Raw genomic sequence first — 17,268 nt, 5'->3', positions numbered from 1 at the left:
TTTGAGGACCGCACTAGGCAGAAGGGCTTGAATGCCCTCTGAATTGCCCAGTTCCCCCTTGTTCAGCTGACGAAGCGGGCGCGAAGGTCCATCATGGCGAGTGCCGCCGCGGCCGCGCCGCCGCCCTTGTCGAGCTGATCCTTGTCGGCGCGGGCCAGCGCCTGCGCCTCATTCTCGACGGTCAGGATGCCATTGCCGATCGCGAGGCCGGACAGGGTCAGGTCCATGATCCCGCGCGCGCTTTCGTTGCAGACGATCTCGAAATGATAGGTCTGGCCGCGGATCACGACGCCGAGCGCGACAAAGGCGTCATAGTCGCCGCTCTCGTCAGCCAGCGCGATGGCGCCCGGTACCTCGAGCGCGCCTGGGACGGTGAGCGTCTCGTGGCTGTGTCCAGCCGCCTCGATTGCGGCGCGCGCGCCGGCGAGGAGGAGGTCGTTCAGATGCTCGTAGAAGCGAGCTTCGACGATCAGGACGTGGGCCATGTCAGCAATCTCGTCCGATGCAGCGTTCCTCGACGATGGCGAGGCCGTAGCCACTGAGGCCGACGGGCGTGTGGCGCGTGTTGGTGAGCAGGATCATGTCGTGGATGCCGAGCGCGGCCAGGATTTGCGCGCCGATACCGTAGCTGCGGAGCGCCTCGCCTTCCTCGACCTCCTTGCCGACGCGGCGGTCGGCGGCGCGGGACAGGGAGCCGGGGCTCGCCGCGTGAAGGGCGACAACCACGCCCGAACCTTGTTCCTCGATCATTCGCAGCGCGCCGGGGAGCAGGCCGCCGCGTTCCGATGGCTCTCCGAGAACATCGGCGAAGAGGTCGAGGCTGTGCATCCGGACCATTACTGGCTCTTCGGGATTGAGCGGCCCAAGGATGAGCGCGAGCTGCTCGGCGCCAGTCGCCTTGTCGCGGAACACCTGCGCCTGCCATTCGCGGCCCGAGGGGCTGTTGAAGGGGGTGGCGGCGACCCGCTCGACCAGATGGTCGCGGCGGAGGCGATAGGCGATGAGGTCGCGAATGGTGCCGATCTTGAGGCCGTGGGTGCGGGCGAACTCGATCAGGTCATCGAGACGGGCCATGGTCCCGTCCTCGCGCATGATCTCGCAGATGACGCCCGACGGGTTGAGGCCGGCAAGGCGGCTGACATCGACCGCGGCTTCGGTGTGGCCGGCGCGGACCAGTACGCCCCCCGGGCGCGCCACCAGCGGGAAGACGTGGCCGGGCGAGACGAGGTCTTCCGAGCTGTTGCTGGCATCGATCGCCACGGCGATGGTACGGGCGCGGTCGGCTGCACTAATGCCCGTCGAAACGCCGGACTTGGCTTCGATCGAGACGGTGAAGGCGGTCTCATGCCGAGTGCCATTGTTGCGCGCCATCAGCGGAAGGCCGAGCGTGTCCACGCGGTCCTTGGTCAGCGCAAGACAAATGAGGCCTCGGCCGTGCCGCGCCATGAAGTTGATCGAGTCAGGCGTCGCCATCTGCGCCGGAATGACGAGATCGCCCTCGTTTTCCCGATCATCGTCGTCGACTAGGATGAACATCCGGCCATTGCGGGCTTCATCGATGATCGCCTCAGGCCCGACCAGCACTTCCGTGGTGCCGCGCTCGATCAGCTTCTCCAGCCGGCCGAGGGTGTCCGCAGTCGGATTCCAGTCGGGTGCGCCAAGCTTGCGAAGCGAATTGGGGTGCAGCCCGGCGGCGCGGGCAAGACCGGAGCGACTGATCTCGCCCGTGCTGATGATCGCCGTCAGGCGTTCGATGAGTTGGTTAGCCATAAGCAGGCCGTATCACACGGCGATGTGATTAGCGAGCCTGCATGATACCATCTTAATGTGACTGGCGGGCTGCGACCATCCGCTGCAAATAGCGGGCGAGCACGTCAACTTCGACGTTGAGCATCCGACCTACTGTCAGGTTGGCGAAGGTGGTGTGCTCGGCGGTGTGGGGGATGATGTTGACGCTGAAGTGAGTACTGTCGCCCTCGTCACGGACGTCGTTCACGGTTAGCGAGACGCCGTCGAGGGTGACGGAGCCCTTGGGCGCCAGCATCGGCCCGAGCGCCGCGGGAACCGCAAGGCCGACGCGGGTGCTGTCGCCTTCGGGGCAAAGGCCGATCACCTCGGCGAGGCCGTCGACATGGCCGGTGACGAGGTGACCGCCGAGCTCGTCGCCAAGGCGCAGCGCGCGTTCGAGATTAAGGCGCGCGCCCTCCTGCCACAAGCCAGGCGCGGTCTTGGACACGGTCTCGGCGCTAAGGTCGGCAGCGAACCAGCCCTCGCCCTTGTCGACGACCGTCAGGCACGCGCCCGAGCAGGCAATCGAGGCGCCGAGATCGACACCGGCCATGTCATAGCCGCAGTCTACGACGATCCTCAGGTCGCCGCGCCGGTCGGCCGTGCGGACGGTGCCGATGTCGGTGATGATCCCGGTGAACATGCCTTACCCTTTCGGAGAGCGGACGCGCTCGTAGACTTCGAGCCGGTCGATGCCAAGCTGACGCCCGTCGCGCGGCTCCCATCGCCCGTGAGCGTCGCCGATCGCGTCGAGACCGATATAGCCGACACTCTGCCGGCCTTCGCCGATGATGATCGGCGCACGGTAAAGGAGGATGCGGTCGACCAGATCCTCCGCGAGGAAGGCGGTGGCCGTGGAGGAGCCGCCCTCGACCAGGAGGTCGTTGACGTCATGAAGGCGGAACACGTCCTGCGGCGAGGAGAGCATCTCCCAATTCTCGACAGGCTCGCCGCGGCTGAGCAGGGCCCGGCGCGGCGAGCGCTCCTCGAGCCCGGGGAGGCGGACATCCAAACGCGGGCGATCGGCCGCGAGCGTGCCGCGGCCGACCAGGATCATGTCGCAGTGCGCGCGTTCGAGATGGACATGGGCGCGGGCGTCTTCGCCGGTGATCCATTTGGATTCGCCCGACGGCAGCGCGATCTTGCCGTCGATCGACAGCGCAAGCTTGAGGGTGACCCGGGGGCGGCCAAGTGCCTGGCGCGTCAGCCAGCCGGCCATGCTGTCCCGCGCGAGCCCCTCGACGGCGCCAACCCGCACCTCCAGACCGGCAGCACGAAGGCGGGCGAGGCCTTGGCCGGCCGTACGCTCGTCAGGGTCTTCGATCGCGGCAACGACCGCCGTGATGCCGCTCTCGAGAATAAGGCCGGTGCAGGTCGGCCCGCGCGTGCTGCGGTGATTGCAGGGCTCCAGCGTGGTGAACAGCGTGGCGCCTGCGGCCTGCTCGCCTGCCTGCGCCAGCGCGACCGCTTCGGCATGGGGCCGGCCGCCAGGCGCGGTGGCGCCCTGCCCGACGATTTCGCCGTCGGCTCGAACGATCAGGCAGCCGACGTTGGGATTGGGCGCGGTGGTGCCGCGCGCGGCGGCGCCAAGCCGTGCGGCTTCCGCCATCCACTCGGCGTCATTCGATGCCGAAGCTATTGGCGATCTCCTTGAACTGCTCCTGCCGCTTCGCAGCCCGCTCTTCGCGCGCGGCCTGATCCTTGGCCTGATCGGCCTTGATCTCGGCGTCGGTCCGGTTCTCCGACCAGCTGTCGACATAGGTGACGGTAACCGGCGGCGCGGTGTTCACCTTGGCGTCGAGGAAGAAGACCACGATGATCACGACGGTGAACAGGATGCTGAGCCCGGCGGCAATGAGGCTTTCGCGGCTGCGGCGGCGCATGACGCTGCCAAGGTCGCGCAACGCGGCCCGGGGACTGTGCATCGGTGGAAAGAAGCCCATGGGCGGCGATGTAGGTGGTCAGGGGCCGCGCGGCAAATGGCGGCGCGGCCCCTAGCCCTTACTCCTCCAGCTCGAAGCGCAGGGTGATGGTGAGCGAGGATGCGACCGCGCGGCCATCTTCGGTAGCGGGACGGTAACGCCAGTAGCGGATGAGGTGGCTGCGGGCGGAGGAGAGGAAGGCCGCGTCGACGTTTCCGACTGGCTCCACCGCCGTCACGCGTCCGCGCTCGTCGATCGACAGGCGGAGACGGAGAACGGCCTCTTCCTCGGTCCGGCGTTTGGATTCGGGATAGGGTGGGCGGAGGAGATCGGCTGGTGTGGAGGCGCGGGGACCGACCTTCACCACGGCCGGCGTCGGAATCGGCGGAAGGATCGGCGGCAACTTGGCTTCGAGCGCTGGGCCGATATCCGGCACTTGGCTGTTAATCGCCGGACCGACGTCGAAATTGTCGGTGGGCAGCGGGTTCTGGATGACTGGGGGGATGCGATCGATGTGGCTGTCGGGCGGCGGCAGCAGGGTGTCCTGCTCAACCTTTGGCTGGGGCTTGGGCTTGGGCTGCTCCGGCGGCGGCGGCAAGGGCACGTTATAGACCTGCGTCTTCACTGGCGGGGCAAAGGTATCGACGGTCATCTTGGCGGTGATCAGCAGGCCGATTGCGATCGCATGACCGGCTCCGATGAGAAGCAGGGCGGAAGGGCTGAGCCGGCGCCGGCTCCTCTGGTTGGCGGCATAGGCGAGCATGGCAACCTCCTCTTCATCACGAGTCGATGTAGAGGATGTTACATCATTACATATCGGCTGCAAGCATGATGATGGTAGGTGGTAAGTGGCTGCTTTAGCTAGTTGCCGCTGCAGCCTTTAGTCGTGCAAGGCACCGCTCCTTGCCGATCGCCCGCACCAGCGGCGCCATCTCGGGTCCGCTCTCGCGGCCGGTCAGCGCAAGGCGGAGCGGGCGGAACAGGGTCTTGCCCTTGCGGCCGGTCCTGCCTTTCAGCGCGGTGGTGAGGGCGTGCCAGGGGTCTTCCGACCAGTCGAGGCCCGACGCAACGCTTGCCGCCTCAGCCAGGAAGGCGCGGTCCTCTCCGGGAAGATCCGGTGCGGCAATGTCGCCTTGGACGACTTCCTTCCAGCCATCGATCTCGCTCACATGATTGAGGGCGGTGCGGAGGACGGACCAGGCCTGCGCATCCACCCAGTCGGGCAGGCGCCCTGCAGCAGACTCGAACGGCATGGCGTGGAGCAGGCGGGCATTGAGCTGCTCGACCTCGGCCATGTCGAAGTGCGCGGGAGCGCGGCCGAATTGGGCGAAGTCGAAGCTGGCGGCGAGCGGGGCGAGGTTGGCCACCGCCTCGACGGGTTGGCTGGTGCCGAGACGAGCGAGCAGGCTGAGCAGCGCCATCGGCTCGAGCCCGCGTTCCTGCATCTCGCCCACCCCGACCGCGCCCAGACGCTTGGAGAGCTTGCCCTCGGCCGCGACCAGCAAGGCTTCGTGGGCGAGCAGCGGCGGCTCGGCGCCGAGCGCGGCGAACATCTGCAATTGCACCGCGCTGTTGGAAACATGGTCCTCGCCGCGGACGATGTGGGTGATGCCAAGGTCGATGTCGTCGATTACGCTCGGCAGGAGATACAGCCAGCTGCCGTCGGCGCGGCGGATGACGGGGTCGGACAAGAGCCGGGGGTCAAACTTCTGTTCGCCGCGCACGAGATCGGTCCAGCCGATCGGGTGATCGTGGTCGAGGCGAAAGCGCCAATGCGGGCTGCGGCCTTCTACCGGCGCGTTCTCACCTGGCGGCCGCTCGTAGATCGGCGGCAGCCCCCGGCCGAGTAGGACCTTGCGGCGGAGGTCGAGCTCTTCCGGCGTCTCGTAACAGGCGTAGATCCGCCCGGCGGCGCGCAGCCGTTCAAATTCGCGCTCGTAAAGGGCGAAGCGCTCCGACTGGCGCACGAAGGCACTCGGCTCCAGCCCAAGCCAGGCGAGATCAGCGTGTATCGCGGCTTCGGCCTCTGCAGTCGAGCGTTCGCGGTCGGTGTCGTCGATCCGGAGCAGGAACTTGCCCCCGTGCCGCGCGGCAAACAGGAAATTGTGCAGGGCCGTGCGGATGTTGCCGACGTGGAGGCGACCGGTCGGCGACGGGGCAAAGCGGGTTACAACAGTCATTCGCCAGTCCGAAATGCATTGGTGATGGGGTAGCGGCGATCACGCCCGAAGTTGCGGCCGCCAAGCTTGACGCCGGGAGGTGCCTGGCGGCGCTTGTATTCGGCGCGCAGCACCATCTTCTCGAGGCTGGCGACCAGCGCCACCTCGCTGCCGGTCTCCGCCGCGACCTCGTGAACGCTCAGCTCGCGATCAATCAGGCCGTGGAGGATGGGGTCGAGCTTGTCATAGGGCGGCAGGCTGTCCTCGTCCTTCTGGTCGGGGCGCAGCTCGGCCGAGGGCGGCTTGGTGATGACGCGTTCGGGCATCACCGCGCCGGCCGGACCGAGCAGAACGTCGGGCCGGTTGGCGTTGCGCCAGCGCGACAGCTTGAAGACGGTGGTCTTGTAGGCGTCCTTCAGCACCGAATAGCCGCCCGCCATGTCGCCGTAGAGCGTGGCATAGCCGACGCTCATTTCACTCTTGTTGCCGGTGGTCAGCAGCATGTGGCCGAACTTGTTGCTGAGCGCCATCAGCGTGACCATCCGCAGCCTGGCCTGGATGTTCTCTTCGGCAAGATCACGGGCACGGCCGGTGAACGCTTCACCCAGCATGCCGTCCATCGTCTCTACGGCGGGCGCGATGGGGATGACGTCATGACGCAGGCCGAGGAGGCGGGCGGATCCTTCCGCATCCTCCAGGCTTTCGCGGCTGGTGAAGGCCGACGGCATCATCACGCCCCACACCTTGTCAGGCCCTAGCGCATCCACCGCTACCGCTGCGGAAAGCGCCGAATCGATCCCGCCCGACAGACCGAGGATCACGCCGGGGAAGCCGTTGCGGGTGACGTAATCGCGCAGGGACACCACCATCGCGAGATAGACGTCTTCGGGATAGGGCGAGAGCGTGTGGACGTCCTCGGTTGCGCAGGTCCAGCGTCCGTCCGCCCCCCTGCGCCATTCGGTGAGCAGCAACTGCTCCTCCCAGTCGCGCATCTGGATGATGCGGGTGCCGTCGGCGTTGAACACCATCGAGCTGCCGTCGAACGCCAGCTCGTCCTGCCCGCCGACGCGGTTCAGATAGACCAGCGGCACGCCCACTTGCTTTGCCCGGCCGCCGAACAGGCGCTGACGCAGATCGTCCTTGTCGATCTCGTAAGGGCTGCCGTTGGGGCTGAGCAGGATTTCGGCGCCGCGTTCGGCAAGGTGGCGCGGCACGTCTTCCAGCCACAGGTCCTCGCAGATCGGAATACCGATGCGAACGCCCTTGAAGGTGAACGGCTCGGGCAGCGGTCCGGCCGTGAAGACGCGCTTTTCGTCGAATGTGCCGTAGTTGGGGAGCTCGCGCTTCAAGGTAACGAACAGCTCGCGCCCTTGGTCAGCGACGATCACGGCGTTGTAGGCCTTGCCTTCACGCGGCACGATCGAGCCAAAGGCAATCGCCGGGCCGGGCGTAGCGGTGGCGGCGACGAGCCGGGCGGCGGCGGCTTCCGTTTCGCGTAGAAAGGCGGGCTTCAGCACCAGGTCCTCGGGCGGATAGCCGACCAGCTGAAGCTCGGGCACCAGCAGCAGGTCCGCGCCCCGCGCTCTTTCCCGCATGGCCAGGATCGCCGCGGCATTGGCGGCCAAGTCGCCGACCTTCTGGTTCATCTGGGCGAGCGCAATCGTCAGGCGGTCGGTCATGGGAGCAGTCCCTAGGCGATGGCGGGCTTTCGTCCAACGCCGGACGTGGTTAGTGGTGCTCGGACCATCGGGGAGGCTTTTTCATGAAACTGCTGGCCGGCAATTCCAACGCGCCGCTCGCCCGCGCGATCAGCGATTATCTCGAGATTCCGCTGACCAAGGCCAGTGTCCGCCGCTTTGCCGACGAAGAGATTTTCGTCGAGATTCTCGAGAATGTCCGCGGTGAGGACGTGTTCCTGATCCAGTCGACCAGCTATCCCGCCAACGACAATCTGATGGAATTGCTGATCTGCATCGATGCGCTGCGCCGCGCGTCGGCCAAGCGGATCACGGCCGTCGTGCCTTACTTCGGCTACGCGCGCCAGGACCGGAAGCCCGGGCCGCGCACCCCGATTTCGGCCAAGCTGGTTGCGAACCTCATCACTACCGCGGGTGCCAATCGCGTCCTGTCGGTCGATCTTCACGCCGGTCAGATCCAGGGCTTCTTCGACATTCCGACTGACAACCTATTCGGTGCCCCGGTGATGAGCGCCGACATTCAGGCGCGCTTCGGCGATCAGCCGATCACCGTCGTCTCCCCCGACGTCGGCGGCGTGGTGCGCGCGCGCAGCCTCGCCAAGCGGCTTGAGAACGCACCGCTGGCGATCGTCGACAAGCGCCGTGAAAAGGCCGGCGAATCGGAAGTGATGAACATCATTGGCGATGTCGAAGGGCGCTTCTGCATCCTGATCGACGATATCGTCGATTCGGCCGGCACCCTGTGCAACGCGGCCGCGGCGCTGAAGGCGCAAGGGGCGAAGGGTGTGGTCGCTTATGTCACCCACGGCGTGCTGTCGGGGGGTGCGGCGGCGCGGGTGGCGGCGAGCGAGCTGACCGAGCTGGTGGTCACCGACAGCATCTATGCCGGCGAAGTGGATATGCCCGGCACCAAGATCCGCCGTCTGACGATTGCCCCGCTACTGGCCGAGGCAGTGCGCCGGATTGCCGACGAATCGAGCGTTTCCAGCTTGTTCGATTGAGTGGGAAGCGGGCCGCTGCAGTTCGGCCCGCCTGCGGAGAGTCCGGTTGGTCAGCCGTTCGGCGCGAGAATGCCCGCTGCGACGTAGAGGATGGCTGCGACCGGGCCGGTGACGAGCACCGCAAGAACGATGGCCAGCCTGATCACCAGCGGGTCGGTGCCGGTCATGTCGGCAAGCCCGGCGCCGACGCCCATCAGCTTGGCGTCGGTGCGATTGAGAACGAAGCGGCGGTTCATGATCTTGGTCTTTCGATTGAGGTGGTGAGCGGTTCAGGCGATCGGAAGCGGGCCAACGGCGGCGCTGACGAACAGCATGGCGGCGATGAAGGCACCCGACATCGAGACGGCGACCTGGCGAAAGTTGAGAGCGATCATTGAAGTGGTTCCCTTGTCTGTGGCGGCGGAAGTGCCGGTCACACCAAGGACAATGCAGGAGCCATGCCAGTTTGCATTTCATCATTATTCGCAAGGACTTGGCGCGAACTCGCGTCTTTGCGTAAGGACAATGCCGCCACCAAGTTGGGAAGTTTCGCCAATCCGTGGGTCCGATCCGCACATTTCCCCAACGGCGCGTTAACCAAGCTCACCAGCGAAGCGGAAAGGGATGAGGGTTAACAGCCAACTTACCGCGTTGCCCGGCCTTGGTGCCGGCACGCCAATGTGGGGAACGACGACATATGAAGAAGATGATCCTTGCCGCGACCGCGCTGGTCGCCGTTGCCGCTGCCACTCCGGCCGCTGCCCAGAACGCCGCCACGAAGGCTGTTGCAGCCGATCCGCGTGCGACCGCCGGCGCCCGCCTGATCAAGCCGCTGACGCTGACCGCCAACCGCGGCCTCAATTTCGGCACCATCGTCATGGGCACCATCAGCGGCGACCAGGTCGTCAGCATCGACGGCGCCGGCGTGGTGACGTGCGGCGCGTCGGGCGGTGGCCTGACCTGCACCAACACGGCGGCGGCAACCGCAGCGTCGGCCTCCTACAGCGTGACCGGCACGCAGGGCCAGGTGGTCCTCATCACCGCTGCGCCGACATCGCTGACCACCACCAACGGCGCCGGCGGCACCCTGACGCTGACGCCCAAGGCGCCGGACAAGCTGACGCTCGGCAACTCGGGCGCGGCTGGCAACAGCTTCACCGTTGGCGGGTCGATCACCATCAACAGCAGCACGATCGACGGCGTCTACGCTGGCGAAGTCGACGTCCAGGTCGCCTATCAATAAGCTTTAACGAGCCGTTTCGGGTTCAAGAAGGGCGGCTCCGCGATGGAGCCGCCCTTTTTGCATGCGAGGCCTGCGCCGGTTAGCGGCGCATGGTTAGCGCTTCATCAACCATTGGCTGCGAGAACACTCCGAAATGGTGGCAATTGCGCCGCCGTGGGGGAGCTCGCACCGCGCCATGCCACTGATCACTCGTCTCGCCTTCCGCACCGCCCTGGTAGCGCCGCTGGTGGCGCTGGCCTCGCCTGCTGCGGCAGGCGTCGGCGACCTGCTGGTCGCGCCGACCCGGATCATCCTCAACGGCGGCCGCGGTACCGAGATCATCCTCAACAACATTGGCGACGAGACCGCCACCTACCGCATCAGCGTCGAGGTGAAGCGGATGCGTGCCGACGGCTCGTTCGAGGACGTCAGCGCTCCCAACGAACGCGAAGTCACCGCGCGCGACATGATCGTCTATGCGCCGCGCCGCGTCGTCCTGCCGCCGCGCCAGCCGCAGACCATCCGCATTGCAGCCCGCGCGCCTGCCGGCCTCGCCGATGGCGAATATCGCGTCCACCTGCTGTTCCGCGCCGTCCCGGCTGCCCAGCCACCGGTCGCCACCCCGGCTGACTTCAAGGGCATCGGCTTCGCGCTGACACCGATCTACGGCGTGACCATTCCGGTCATCGTCCGCATGGGCAACCTGTCGGCGAAGGCCGGCATCGCCAACGTCGGCAAGGTCATGCTCGAAGGCCGCCCCGCCATTGCGATGGAGCTGACCCGCTCCGGCTCGCGCTCGACCTATGGCGAGGTGCGGGTCCTGAAAGCCGGCCTCAAGGAGCCGCTGGCGGTGCAGCGCGGGGTGGCTGTTTACACCGAAGTTGCCAACCGCACCGTCACCGTGCCGATCAGCGCCGAGCTTGCCGCGCAGGCGAGCGGCCCGATTACGGTGCAATATATCGAATCGATCGATGGCGCTCCGCCGAGCGTCCTTGCCGAAACCACCGCGGTTCTCCGCTAAGCCGAAACAGGACGGCCGGGCGCTCCCATGTTGCGAGGCTGGCTTCGGCTGCCGCTGACCTTGTTGTCGGCCGCGGGTCTCGGCATGGCCGCGCCTGCCTCGGCGCCGCCATCGGGACCGGCCTGGAGCGCTGATCCCGAAAGCCAGTATCTTCTCGACCTTCAGATCCGCCAGCGCGGGCTGGGCGACGGCGTGCGTGCCTACCCCGTGCCCGAGGGCACCTGCGTCATCCTCGGTGACCTCGTCACCGCGCTCGATCTCCCGATCAAGATCGACCTGGCCGCGAAACGGGCCGAAGGCTGGGCCTTCAAGGAGGCCAATCGCCTCGTCATCGACCGGGTCGCCGGCAAGGTAGCGTTCGGAGCTGCCAATAATGAAGCGATCGCGCCGACCGCCATTCGCGATGCCCCTGATGGCTGGTGCGTGGAAACCGCCACCCTGTCGCGCTGGCTTGGCCTCACCGTCGAGCCGCGCACCGATGCCGCGCTGCTGCTGCTCGACAGCAAGGACAAGCTTCCGGTTGAGCTTGCCGCCGAGCGCCGCGAGCGCGCAGCCCGCCTGACCAAGGCCAGCCTGCCGCTTGCCGCCTTGCCGCGGGTGAGCCTGCCTTACCGCATGTGGCGGACGCCCAGCGTTGACGTCATGATGGACGCTGGCGTCACCTATGAAGCCCGAAGCGGCGCCAGAATCGATCATCGCGCCAGCATTCTCGCCGCCGGCGAAGCGCTGCAGATGAGCTACGACGCGCGGGTCTCGGTGAGCAAGTTCGGCATGCCGACCGGCCTCCGCTTCCGCGCCTACCGGTCGGATCCCGATGGCGAGCTGCTCGGCCCGCTCAGAGCCACCCATGCTGCCCTCGGCGATGTCGAAGGCGTCGGCAGCCCCCTTGCCGGGGGAACCGCCACCGGCCGCGGCGCCATGATCACCAATCGCCCGCTGTTCCAATCGGTCGCGTTCGACCGGACCCAGTTCAGCGGTGAGCTTCCGCCGGGCTGGGACGCCGAACTGTACCGCAACGGCGAGTTGATCGCCTTCGCGGGCGAAGCGCCGAATGGCCAATACCGGTTCGACGACGTGGCGCTTGGCTTTGGAGACAATCGTTTCGAAATCGTCACTTATGGCCCACAGGGGCAGGTCAAGCGGCGGATCGAGACGGTCAACGTCGGACAAGGCGCCGTGCCGCCCGGCGAGACGCACTATTGGGCCGGTGTCGTGGACCCCGGGCGCGACCTCATCGAGCGTCACCGCGGCGGAGCCCCGCCGAACCGCGACGCGGGCTGGCGAGCCGCGGCAAGCGTCGAACATGGTCTGGACCAGCGCACTTCGGTGGCGGCGCTGGTCCAGACCCTTGCCGTTGACGACCGACGTGTCACCTATGTCGAAGGCACCGTTCGTCGCTCCATCGGCCCTGCGGTGACCGAGTTCGGCGCCGCGCGCGACAGCAGTGGTGGCATGGCCCTGCGTGCCCAGGCCCTGGCCAAGATCGGCGCCACCAATCTCTCCTGGAGCAGCTTCTGGAGCCGCGACTTTGCGGCCCGTCCGCAAGGCCTGAGCGCGGTCAGCGAGCATCGCTTCAGCGTGGATGCGCCGCTGAAGCTCGGGGGCCACACGGTCATGCCGCTGCACGGCGACCTGCGTCTCTCCTCCCGCAAGGATGGCGGACGCACGCTGGAAGCCAATGCCCGCACCAGCATCATGCTCAGCCGCTTCAATCTTGCGACGCTGCTCCGATATCGCGACGAGCGGCTGCCCGACGGTCTTGGCTCCCGAAGCCAAGTGGAAGCAGGACTGATCGGCAGCGGTCGCATCGGTCCGGTCCGCGTACGCGGTACTACCGAGTTCGAGATCGCGCCCGGCACCAAGCTTCGGCGGGCCGAGCTGTCAGGCTATTGGCGCGGCAGCGGCTCGGCCGACTGGGAAGGCGCTGTCGCGTACGAACAGGATGGCAAGCTGCGCGGGCGCGTCACTCATGTGCGGCGGTTCGACGCGTTGGCAGTGGCCGGGACGCTCGAGGCGGCCAGCAACGGCTCGGTCGCGGCCGGGCTCAATCTCAGCTTCTCGCTCGACCGCGGCAGCAACGGCTGGCGCGCCAGCCGCCAGCCGCTCGCCGCTACGGGCAGCGTTCGTGCCCAGCTGTTTCGCGACGACAATGGGAATGGCCGACGCGACGCGGGCGAGAAAGTGGAGCAAGGCGCGGTTCTGACCGCCGGAAGCCGCCCCGCCGATCGCCCGAGCGGCAAGGACGGCTGGGCGTCGGTTGCGGGTCTCGACAACTTCCGCCCGGTGGCCATTGGGGTCGATACGAGCTCGCTGAGTGATCCCAATCTTGTTCCCACGATTGCCGCCCAGGTCATCGTGCCCCGTCCAGGCGTCTCCGCCGAACTGATGATCCCGCTGACGGGCGGCGGCGCCATCGAGGGCAGCTTACTCAAGGACGGCGGCAGTGCCTTTGAAGGGCTCGACCTGGAGTTGGTGGATGCCAAGGGCAATGTCGTCAGCACTGTGCGTAGCGATTACGACGGCTTCTTCCTGTTCGAGCGTGTGCCGCCGGGTCGCTACCTGCTGCGCCTGACGGAGGCGAGCAGGGCTGCGGCCAAGGCCGACAGCGCCGCGCTGCGCTCATCGGTGGAACTGCAGCCCGAACAGGCCGTGGTTCGTCTCGGTGCGCTGGTCGTCAAGGCCACGGCACCGGAGATCGCGGCCGTTAACCAAGAAGTCGTCTCAGGCGACTTCGCTGCCTTGCGGCGTTAGCTGAGCTGATTTGGGGGAGGTGCCCCCTCCCGGCCAGGGAGGGGGTGGTGCGGTCGAGAAGACTCGAACTTCCACGGCCTTTCGGCCACAGCGACCTCAACGCTGCGCGTCTACCAATTCCGCCACGACCGCATGTTTGTCGGCACTGCTCGGACGAGAGTGCCGGTGGCAAGGCGCGTGCCTCTAGCAGCGGCCTTTGCGCAGCGCAACCGCCGTGAACCGTTCCATTTCGGTGCAAAGGTAAAGAGGCCGTTTACCTTTCGGCGCTCCATTCGTAGCATCACCCATGATGCTGCTTTCCGCCCCGCTGCTGGCCCTCGCGGCCACCGCCCAGACGGTCGATCCGCAGCCGTCGGTAACCGTGCGCGCGCAGACGCAGGTGTTGGTGCAGATCATCCAGGCGGCCGAAGTCCGCGACGGGCAGACCAGCTCGCCCCATCAGCGAACGGTCCGCACCGACGAAGCCGGGCAGACGCAGATTTTGCTTCAGTTCGAGTAGGTTAGGCGCCGGCGGAGGAGATTGGCCGGCAGCGATCGAACTTCTTGTCCTTGTCAAAATACAGCTCGAGGCAGGCCGCTTCGGCCGGCACGTCGAGGTTGGCGCTGTTGAAGCTGGCCGTGGCGCCCGGCGCCAGTTGCTGGGGCGAAATGGCGATGGTCCAGGTGTAGACCACCTTTTGTTCGAGGCTGCGCAGCCGGGCGTTGAGCGGCGGCACCGGTACGGTGCGATCGGTCTCATTCCGGACGAACCCGCTGACTTCGAACAACTGGTTGCCGCTGGCGAGCTGCGTGCGGCCATTCTGCTGGATCTGGACCAGCAATTCCTCCGAGCTGCTCTGCGCCAGGCCAAGGCGGCCTTTCAGCTCGGCAGGCGCCAGGAAGTAAATACCGGCGGCCAGCGCCGCGATGACGATCATCAGGATGCCGACCACCATCGGCCACTTGCGCTTGGGCTCGTCGATGTCGTCGTCGCCGTGAGCGAACGGGCTGTAGAGATCCTCCGTCTCCATTCGCGCGGCCCGCATCGGGTGTGAGCTGCTAGCATCTTCGACCGTTTGTTCGTGCTCCGGAGCCTGCGGCACCTCGGTGTCGACCGGCACTGCGGCTTCCGGATAGGGCTCGGGAGCTGTTGCAGCTTCGGCGGGCATGGAGGCGGCCGTTTCCTGCTCGGCGAGGAGGCTGGCCGGCGGGGTCACTGAGGCACTAGGCAGCGGATCGTCGACGGCTTCGTCGGCAGGGACGCCGACGGCCGGATGCGCTGCGTCGCCAAGGGCGTTTTCGCGCTGCGTGCCACTCTCTTCACCGAGCGCGTGCCGCGTGTCCTCCGGGCTGGCGCTGTCGCCCGCTTCGAGCTGCTGCTCGAGCTCGCCTTCCGCCAAGGAGTCCGGCTCCTGATGCCAGCTATGCTTGCACTGGGCGCAGCGCACGGTGCGGCCAGCGGGGGGGATCGCACCGTCTTTCACCACGTAGCGCGTCCCGCACGAGGGGCAGGTCAGGATCATGGGCCGGGCGCTTTCTCTCGTGAAACCAGGTATTGAAACGATGCGTAACCTTTTCGTGAATCCATTGGCAAGCTAGACGCGGTTCTTGGGCATAAGAAGAAGGAGGGGGCGGTCCTGGCCGCACTGGTCGAGTTCGACGGCGTGGGCTTGCGATATGGGACCGGCGCAGAGGTGCTGGCCGGCCTCGACCTGCGCCTGGCGCCCGGCGGCTTCTACTTCCTGACCGGCCCATCCGGCGCCGGCAAGACGTCATTATTGAAGCTCCTTTATCTCGCTCAGCGCCCGACCCGCGGCCGCCTGCGGCTGTTTGGCGAGGATGTCGGCGAAGCCCCGCGTGAGGCGCTGCCCGCCTTTCGCCGGCGGATCGGCGTGGTGTTCCAGGACTTCCGGCTGGTGCGGCACCTTTCGGCCTTCGACAATGTCGCCTTGCCATTGCGGATCGCCGGCCACGACGACCGCGAGATCGAAGGCCCGGTGCGCGAGATGCTGGCCTGGGTCGGGCTTGCCGACCGGGCGAGCGCGCGGCCGCCGACGCTGTCCGGTGGGGAGCAGCAGCGCGTCGCCATCGCCCGGGCCGTCATCGCCCGGCCTGAATTGCTGGTCGCGGACGAGCCGACCGGCAACGTCGACGCTGCGATGGCCGACCGCCTGATCCACCTGTTCGAAGCGCTGAACCGGCTCGGCACCACCGTGGTGGTTGCAACCCACGACCTGTCGCTGATCGGAGCGGTAAAAGGCGCACGGATGATGCGGCTGGAGAATGGGCAATTGTCCGATCCCACCGGCGAACTGCGCAATCCGCCGACCCGCCCGCCCGAGGGTGGCCAGCTATGAAGGCCACGCTGTTCCCGCCGGCGTCGATGCGCCGGCTGTTGCCCGAGCAAAAGCGCCGTGCGGCGCCATGGATCGTCGGGCTGATGACCTTTGTCAGCCTGGTGGTGGGGGTGGCTGGCCTTGCCGTACTCGGCGCGGTGTCGGACTTATCGTCCTCCGCGGCGGGACGCTGGTCGCTGCAGGTCACGGGCACGCCGGCCGACGCCGCCCGGGCCGAAGCGATGCTGCGCAGCACGCCGGGCGTGACGGAGGTCAACCGCGTGCCCGACGCGGAGCTCCGCCGTACGCTCCAGGCGTGGCTCGGACCCGCCGCGCAGCAACTCGATCTGCCCTTGCCGGTACTGGCCGAAGTCAGCGTGGTGGGTGGTGGTGATGCGCTTGCGACTGAGCTTGCGCGGCGGGTGCCGACTGCACGACTGACGCCCTATTCGGCTGAGCTTGCACCGCTGCTGCAGACCTTGCGCGGGCTGGCGGTGCTGGTGGCGGGTTTGCTGGTGGTGCTTGCCGCGGCCCTGGCAGGGGCGGTGACACTGGCGGCGCGGGCGATGCTCGACACCAATCGCAGCACCCTCGATGTGCTCCACGGCATTGGCGCCACCGACGCACAGCTCCTGTCGCTAGTGCAGCGGCGGATCGCGTTCGACGTGCTCGCCGGAAGCGCGGCCGGCGCCTTGGCGGCGGTCGCGGTGCTGGTGGCGGCGCTGATCCCCGCGCGTGGCTTGCTCGGCGGAGCGGCGGGCGCGCCCGCACTGGCCGCTGGCGGGCTCGCCTTGCTTGCCCTCCTGCCGCTGGTGCAAGCTGTGCTTGCGACCGTGGTTGCCAGGCGAGCGCTTCAACAGGCATTGGCGCAGGGCTTATGACCCTTCGCCTGACCGCCCTTGTTGGTCTCCTCTACGCGCTCGGCTTCGCACTGTTCAGCGTGTCGCTGGCCCAGCCAGCGGAGGGTGCGCGCACCGAAGCGGTGGTCGTGCTGACCGGCGGCAAGGGCCGGATCGAGCGCGGCATGGCGGTCATGAAGCGCGGAGAGGCGACCCGGATGCTGATCTCCGGCGCGGATCCCAGCGTCACCCGCGCCGACCTTGCGCGGCGGTTGGGACCGGGAACGCTGAAAACCCTGCGCTGCTGTGTCGATCTCGGCTCGGAAGCGGTCGATACCCGCAGCAACGCGGAAGAAGCGCGGCGGTGGATGATCAAGCGCGGCTATACATCGCTGCGGCTGGTCACCAGTGACTATCACATGCGCCGCGCCGCTTACGAGTTCGCGAACGATCTGCCGGACACCAAGATCATCGAGGACGCGGTGCAGACCCGGCCGAGCCTCCTTCTCCTGTTCAAGGAATATAACTTCTATCTGCTGCGCCGGGCGGCGTTCTGGCTGGACATGTAGGTGAC

At 67.1% G+C, this 17,268-nt stretch carries 18 protein-coding genes and 1 tRNA gene; 8 read left to right on the top strand and 11 right to left on the bottom strand.

Going from position 1 to position 17,268, the window contains the following annotated elements; all coding sequences use genetic code 11:
- Positions 1–62: 62 nt before the first annotated feature.
- From ribH to ACP69Z_RS03305, 8 genes are all read right to left on the bottom strand, one after another.
- Positions 63–485, bottom strand: coding sequence for a 6,7-dimethyl-8-ribityllumazine synthase (ribH, locus tag ACP69Z_RS03340; RefSeq protein ID WP_426266131.1), 423 nt, complete (start codon positions 483–485; stop codon positions 63–65).
- 1 nt (position 486) lies between these two features.
- Positions 487–1,770: a 3,4-dihydroxy-2-butanone-4-phosphate synthase gene (ribB, locus tag ACP69Z_RS03335; protein ID WP_426266130.1), complete on the bottom strand. Its 1,284-nt coding sequence runs from the start codon at positions 1,768–1,770 to the stop codon at positions 487–489.
- A gap of 52 nt (positions 1,771–1,822) precedes the next feature.
- A complete protein-coding gene (locus ACP69Z_RS03330) occupies positions 1,823–2,431 on the bottom strand; it encodes a riboflavin synthase (RefSeq protein ID WP_426266129.1) in 609 nt (202 codons plus the stop codon).
- A 3-nt stretch (positions 2,432–2,434) separates the two neighbouring features.
- Complete coding sequence (ribD, locus tag ACP69Z_RS03325; protein ID WP_426266128.1) at positions 2,435–3,397, bottom strand: bifunctional diaminohydroxyphosphoribosylaminopyrimidine deaminase/5-amino-6-(5-phosphoribosylamino)uracil reductase RibD; 963 nt, start codon at positions 3,395–3,397, stop codon at positions 2,435–2,437.
- A 10-nt stretch (positions 3,398–3,407) separates the two neighbouring features.
- Complete coding sequence (locus ACP69Z_RS03320) at positions 3,408–3,731, bottom strand: hypothetical protein (RefSeq protein ID WP_426266127.1); 324 nt, start codon at positions 3,729–3,731, stop codon at positions 3,408–3,410.
- A 58-nt stretch (positions 3,732–3,789) separates the two neighbouring features.
- Entirely contained in the window at positions 3,790–4,473 is a 684-nt protein-coding gene (locus ACP69Z_RS03315) for an energy transducer TonB (protein WP_426266126.1), read from the bottom strand.
- A 94-nt stretch (positions 4,474–4,567) separates the two neighbouring features.
- The gene (locus tag ACP69Z_RS03310) at positions 4,568–5,890 is read right to left on the bottom strand and encodes a glutamate--tRNA ligase (RefSeq protein WP_426266125.1); all 1,323 of its coding nucleotides are present in this window, start codon (positions 5,888–5,890) and stop codon (positions 4,568–4,570) included.
- Positions 5,887–7,548, bottom strand: a complete 1,662-nt coding sequence (locus tag ACP69Z_RS03305; protein WP_426266124.1) for an NAD+ synthase — start codon at positions 7,546–7,548, stop codon at positions 5,887–5,889. Before ACP69Z_RS03305 ends, ACP69Z_RS03310 begins: the two co-directional genes overlap by 4 nt.
- Before the next feature lie 83 nt (positions 7,549–7,631).
- Between ACP69Z_RS03305 and ACP69Z_RS03300 the strand changes: the two genes are divergently transcribed.
- Positions 7,632–8,567 (top strand): ribose-phosphate pyrophosphokinase, encoded by a 936-nt coding sequence (locus tag ACP69Z_RS03300; RefSeq protein ID WP_426266123.1) that lies wholly within the window; start codon positions 7,632–7,634, stop codon positions 8,565–8,567.
- Positions 8,568–8,617: 50 nt separating this feature from the next.
- Here the strand turns inward: ACP69Z_RS03300 and ACP69Z_RS03295 are convergent, their stop codons facing one another.
- On the bottom strand, positions 8,618–8,803 hold the full coding sequence (locus ACP69Z_RS03295) for a PspC domain-containing protein (RefSeq protein WP_338502088.1): 186 nt from the start codon (positions 8,801–8,803) through the stop codon (positions 8,618–8,620).
- A gap of 440 nt (positions 8,804–9,243) precedes the next feature.
- On the opposite strand from ACP69Z_RS03295, the gene ACP69Z_RS03290 reads away from it, so the two are divergent.
- From ACP69Z_RS03290 to ACP69Z_RS03280, 3 genes are all read left to right on the top strand, one after another.
- The gene (locus tag ACP69Z_RS03290; RefSeq protein WP_426266122.1) at positions 9,244–9,789 is read left to right on the top strand and encodes a DUF4402 domain-containing protein; all 546 of its coding nucleotides are present in this window, start codon (positions 9,244–9,246) and stop codon (positions 9,787–9,789) included.
- Positions 9,790–9,964: 175 nt separating this feature from the next.
- Positions 9,965–10,789 carry a fimbrial biogenesis chaperone gene (locus ACP69Z_RS03285; RefSeq protein WP_426266121.1) on the top strand — a complete coding sequence of 275 codons (825 nt, stop codon included), beginning with the start codon at positions 9,965–9,967 and terminating at the stop codon, positions 10,787–10,789.
- Between the two features lie 27 nt (positions 10,790–10,816).
- Complete coding sequence (locus ACP69Z_RS03280) at positions 10,817–13,540, top strand: MSCRAMM family protein (RefSeq protein ID WP_426266120.1); 2,724 nt, start codon at positions 10,817–10,819, stop codon at positions 13,538–13,540.
- A gap of 45 nt (positions 13,541–13,585) precedes the next feature.
- Here the strand turns inward: ACP69Z_RS03280 and ACP69Z_RS03275 are convergent.
- Positions 13,586–13,672, bottom strand: a tRNA-Leu gene (locus tag ACP69Z_RS03275).
- Positions 13,673–13,826: 154 nt separating this feature from the next.
- Between ACP69Z_RS03275 and ACP69Z_RS03270 the strand changes: the two genes are divergently transcribed.
- Entirely contained in the window at positions 13,827–14,039 is a 213-nt protein-coding gene (locus tag ACP69Z_RS03270) for a hypothetical protein (protein ID WP_426266119.1), read from the top strand.
- Position 14,040: 1 nt separating this feature from the next.
- On the opposite strand, the gene ACP69Z_RS03265 is transcribed toward ACP69Z_RS03270, so the two are convergent.
- Positions 14,041–15,042 carry an MJ0042-type zinc finger domain-containing protein gene (locus ACP69Z_RS03265; protein ID WP_426266118.1) on the bottom strand — a complete coding sequence of 334 codons (1,002 nt, stop codon included), beginning with the start codon at positions 15,040–15,042 and terminating at the stop codon, positions 14,041–14,043.
- 114 nt (positions 15,043–15,156) lie between these two features.
- On the opposite strand from ACP69Z_RS03265, the gene ftsE reads away from it, so the two are divergent.
- Genes ftsE through ACP69Z_RS03250 form a run of 3 tightly spaced genes read left to right on the top strand, consistent with a single transcriptional unit; the run spans position 15,157 to position 17,263 of the window.
- Positions 15,157–15,876, top strand: coding sequence for a cell division ATP-binding protein FtsE (ftsE, locus tag ACP69Z_RS03260; protein ID WP_426268034.1), 720 nt, complete (start codon positions 15,157–15,159; stop codon positions 15,874–15,876).
- Positions 15,873–16,736, top strand: coding sequence for a cell division protein FtsX (locus tag ACP69Z_RS03255; RefSeq protein ID WP_426266117.1), 864 nt, complete (start codon positions 15,873–15,875; stop codon positions 16,734–16,736). The genes ftsE and ACP69Z_RS03255 overlap by 4 nt, the downstream gene beginning before the upstream one ends.
- Positions 16,733–17,263, top strand: a complete 531-nt coding sequence (locus ACP69Z_RS03250; protein ID WP_426266116.1) for a YdcF family protein — start codon at positions 16,733–16,735, stop codon at positions 17,261–17,263. The genes ACP69Z_RS03255 and ACP69Z_RS03250 overlap by 4 nt, the downstream gene beginning before the upstream one ends.
- Positions 17,264–17,268: the final 5 nt, after the last annotated feature.

Source organism: Sphingomonas sp. LHG3443-2, from assembly GCF_049896405.1.
Lineage (GTDB): Bacteria > Pseudomonadota > Alphaproteobacteria > Sphingomonadales > Sphingomonadaceae > Sphingomicrobium.
The sequence above is the reverse complement of the archived record's forward strand: the minus strand, read 5'-3'. Positions and strand labels throughout refer to the sequence as shown.

Excerpts from the sequence above, each read along its gene's own strand:
- ACP69Z_RS03315 (WP_426266126.1), bottom strand. The coding sequence starts at position 4,473 with ATGCTCGCCTATGCCGCCAACCAGAGGAGCCGGCGCCGGCTCAGCCCT.
- ACP69Z_RS03295 (WP_338502088.1), bottom strand. The coding sequence starts at position 8,803 with ATGAACCGCCGCTTCGTTCTCAATCGCACCGACGCCAAGCTGATGGGC.
- ACP69Z_RS03310 (WP_426266125.1), bottom strand. The coding sequence starts at position 5,890 with ATGACTGTTGTAACCCGCTTTGCCCCGTCGCCGACCGGTCGCCTCCAC.
- ribH (WP_426266131.1), bottom strand. The coding sequence starts at position 485 with ATGGCCCACGTCCTGATCGTCGAAGCTCGCTTCTACGAGCATCTGAAC.
- ACP69Z_RS03250 (WP_426266116.1), top strand. The coding sequence starts at position 16,733 with ATGACCCTTCGCCTGACCGCCCTTGTTGGTCTCCTCTACGCGCTCGGC.
- ACP69Z_RS03285 (WP_426266121.1), top strand. The coding sequence starts at position 9,965 with ATGCCACTGATCACTCGTCTCGCCTTCCGCACCGCCCTGGTAGCGCCG.
- ribB (WP_426266130.1), bottom strand. The coding sequence starts at position 1,770 with ATGGCTAACCAACTCATCGAACGCCTGACGGCGATCATCAGCACGGGC.
- ACP69Z_RS03265 (WP_426266118.1), bottom strand. The coding sequence starts at position 15,042 with ATGATCCTGACCTGCCCCTCGTGCGGGACGCGCTACGTGGTGAAAGAC.
- ACP69Z_RS03290 (WP_426266122.1), top strand. The coding sequence starts at position 9,244 with ATGAAGAAGATGATCCTTGCCGCGACCGCGCTGGTCGCCGTTGCCGCT.
- ACP69Z_RS03320 (WP_426266127.1), bottom strand. The coding sequence starts at position 3,731 with ATGGGCTTCTTTCCACCGATGCACAGTCCCCGGGCCGCGTTGCGCGAC.
- ACP69Z_RS03330 (WP_426266129.1), bottom strand. The coding sequence starts at position 2,431 with ATGTTCACCGGGATCATCACCGACATCGGCACCGTCCGCACGGCCGAC.
- ACP69Z_RS03300 (WP_426266123.1), top strand. The coding sequence starts at position 7,632 with ATGAAACTGCTGGCCGGCAATTCCAACGCGCCGCTCGCCCGCGCGATC.
- ribD (WP_426266128.1), bottom strand. The coding sequence starts at position 3,397 with ATGGCGGAAGCCGCACGGCTTGGCGCCGCCGCGCGCGGCACCACCGCG.
- ACP69Z_RS03270 (WP_426266119.1), top strand. The coding sequence starts at position 13,827 with ATGATGCTGCTTTCCGCCCCGCTGCTGGCCCTCGCGGCCACCGCCCAG.
- ACP69Z_RS03305 (WP_426266124.1), bottom strand. The coding sequence starts at position 7,548 with ATGACCGACCGCCTGACGATTGCGCTCGCCCAGATGAACCAGAAGGTC.
- ACP69Z_RS03280 (WP_426266120.1), top strand. The coding sequence starts at position 10,817 with ATGTTGCGAGGCTGGCTTCGGCTGCCGCTGACCTTGTTGTCGGCCGCG.
- ACP69Z_RS03255 (WP_426266117.1), top strand. The coding sequence starts at position 15,873 with ATGAAGGCCACGCTGTTCCCGCCGGCGTCGATGCGCCGGCTGTTGCCC.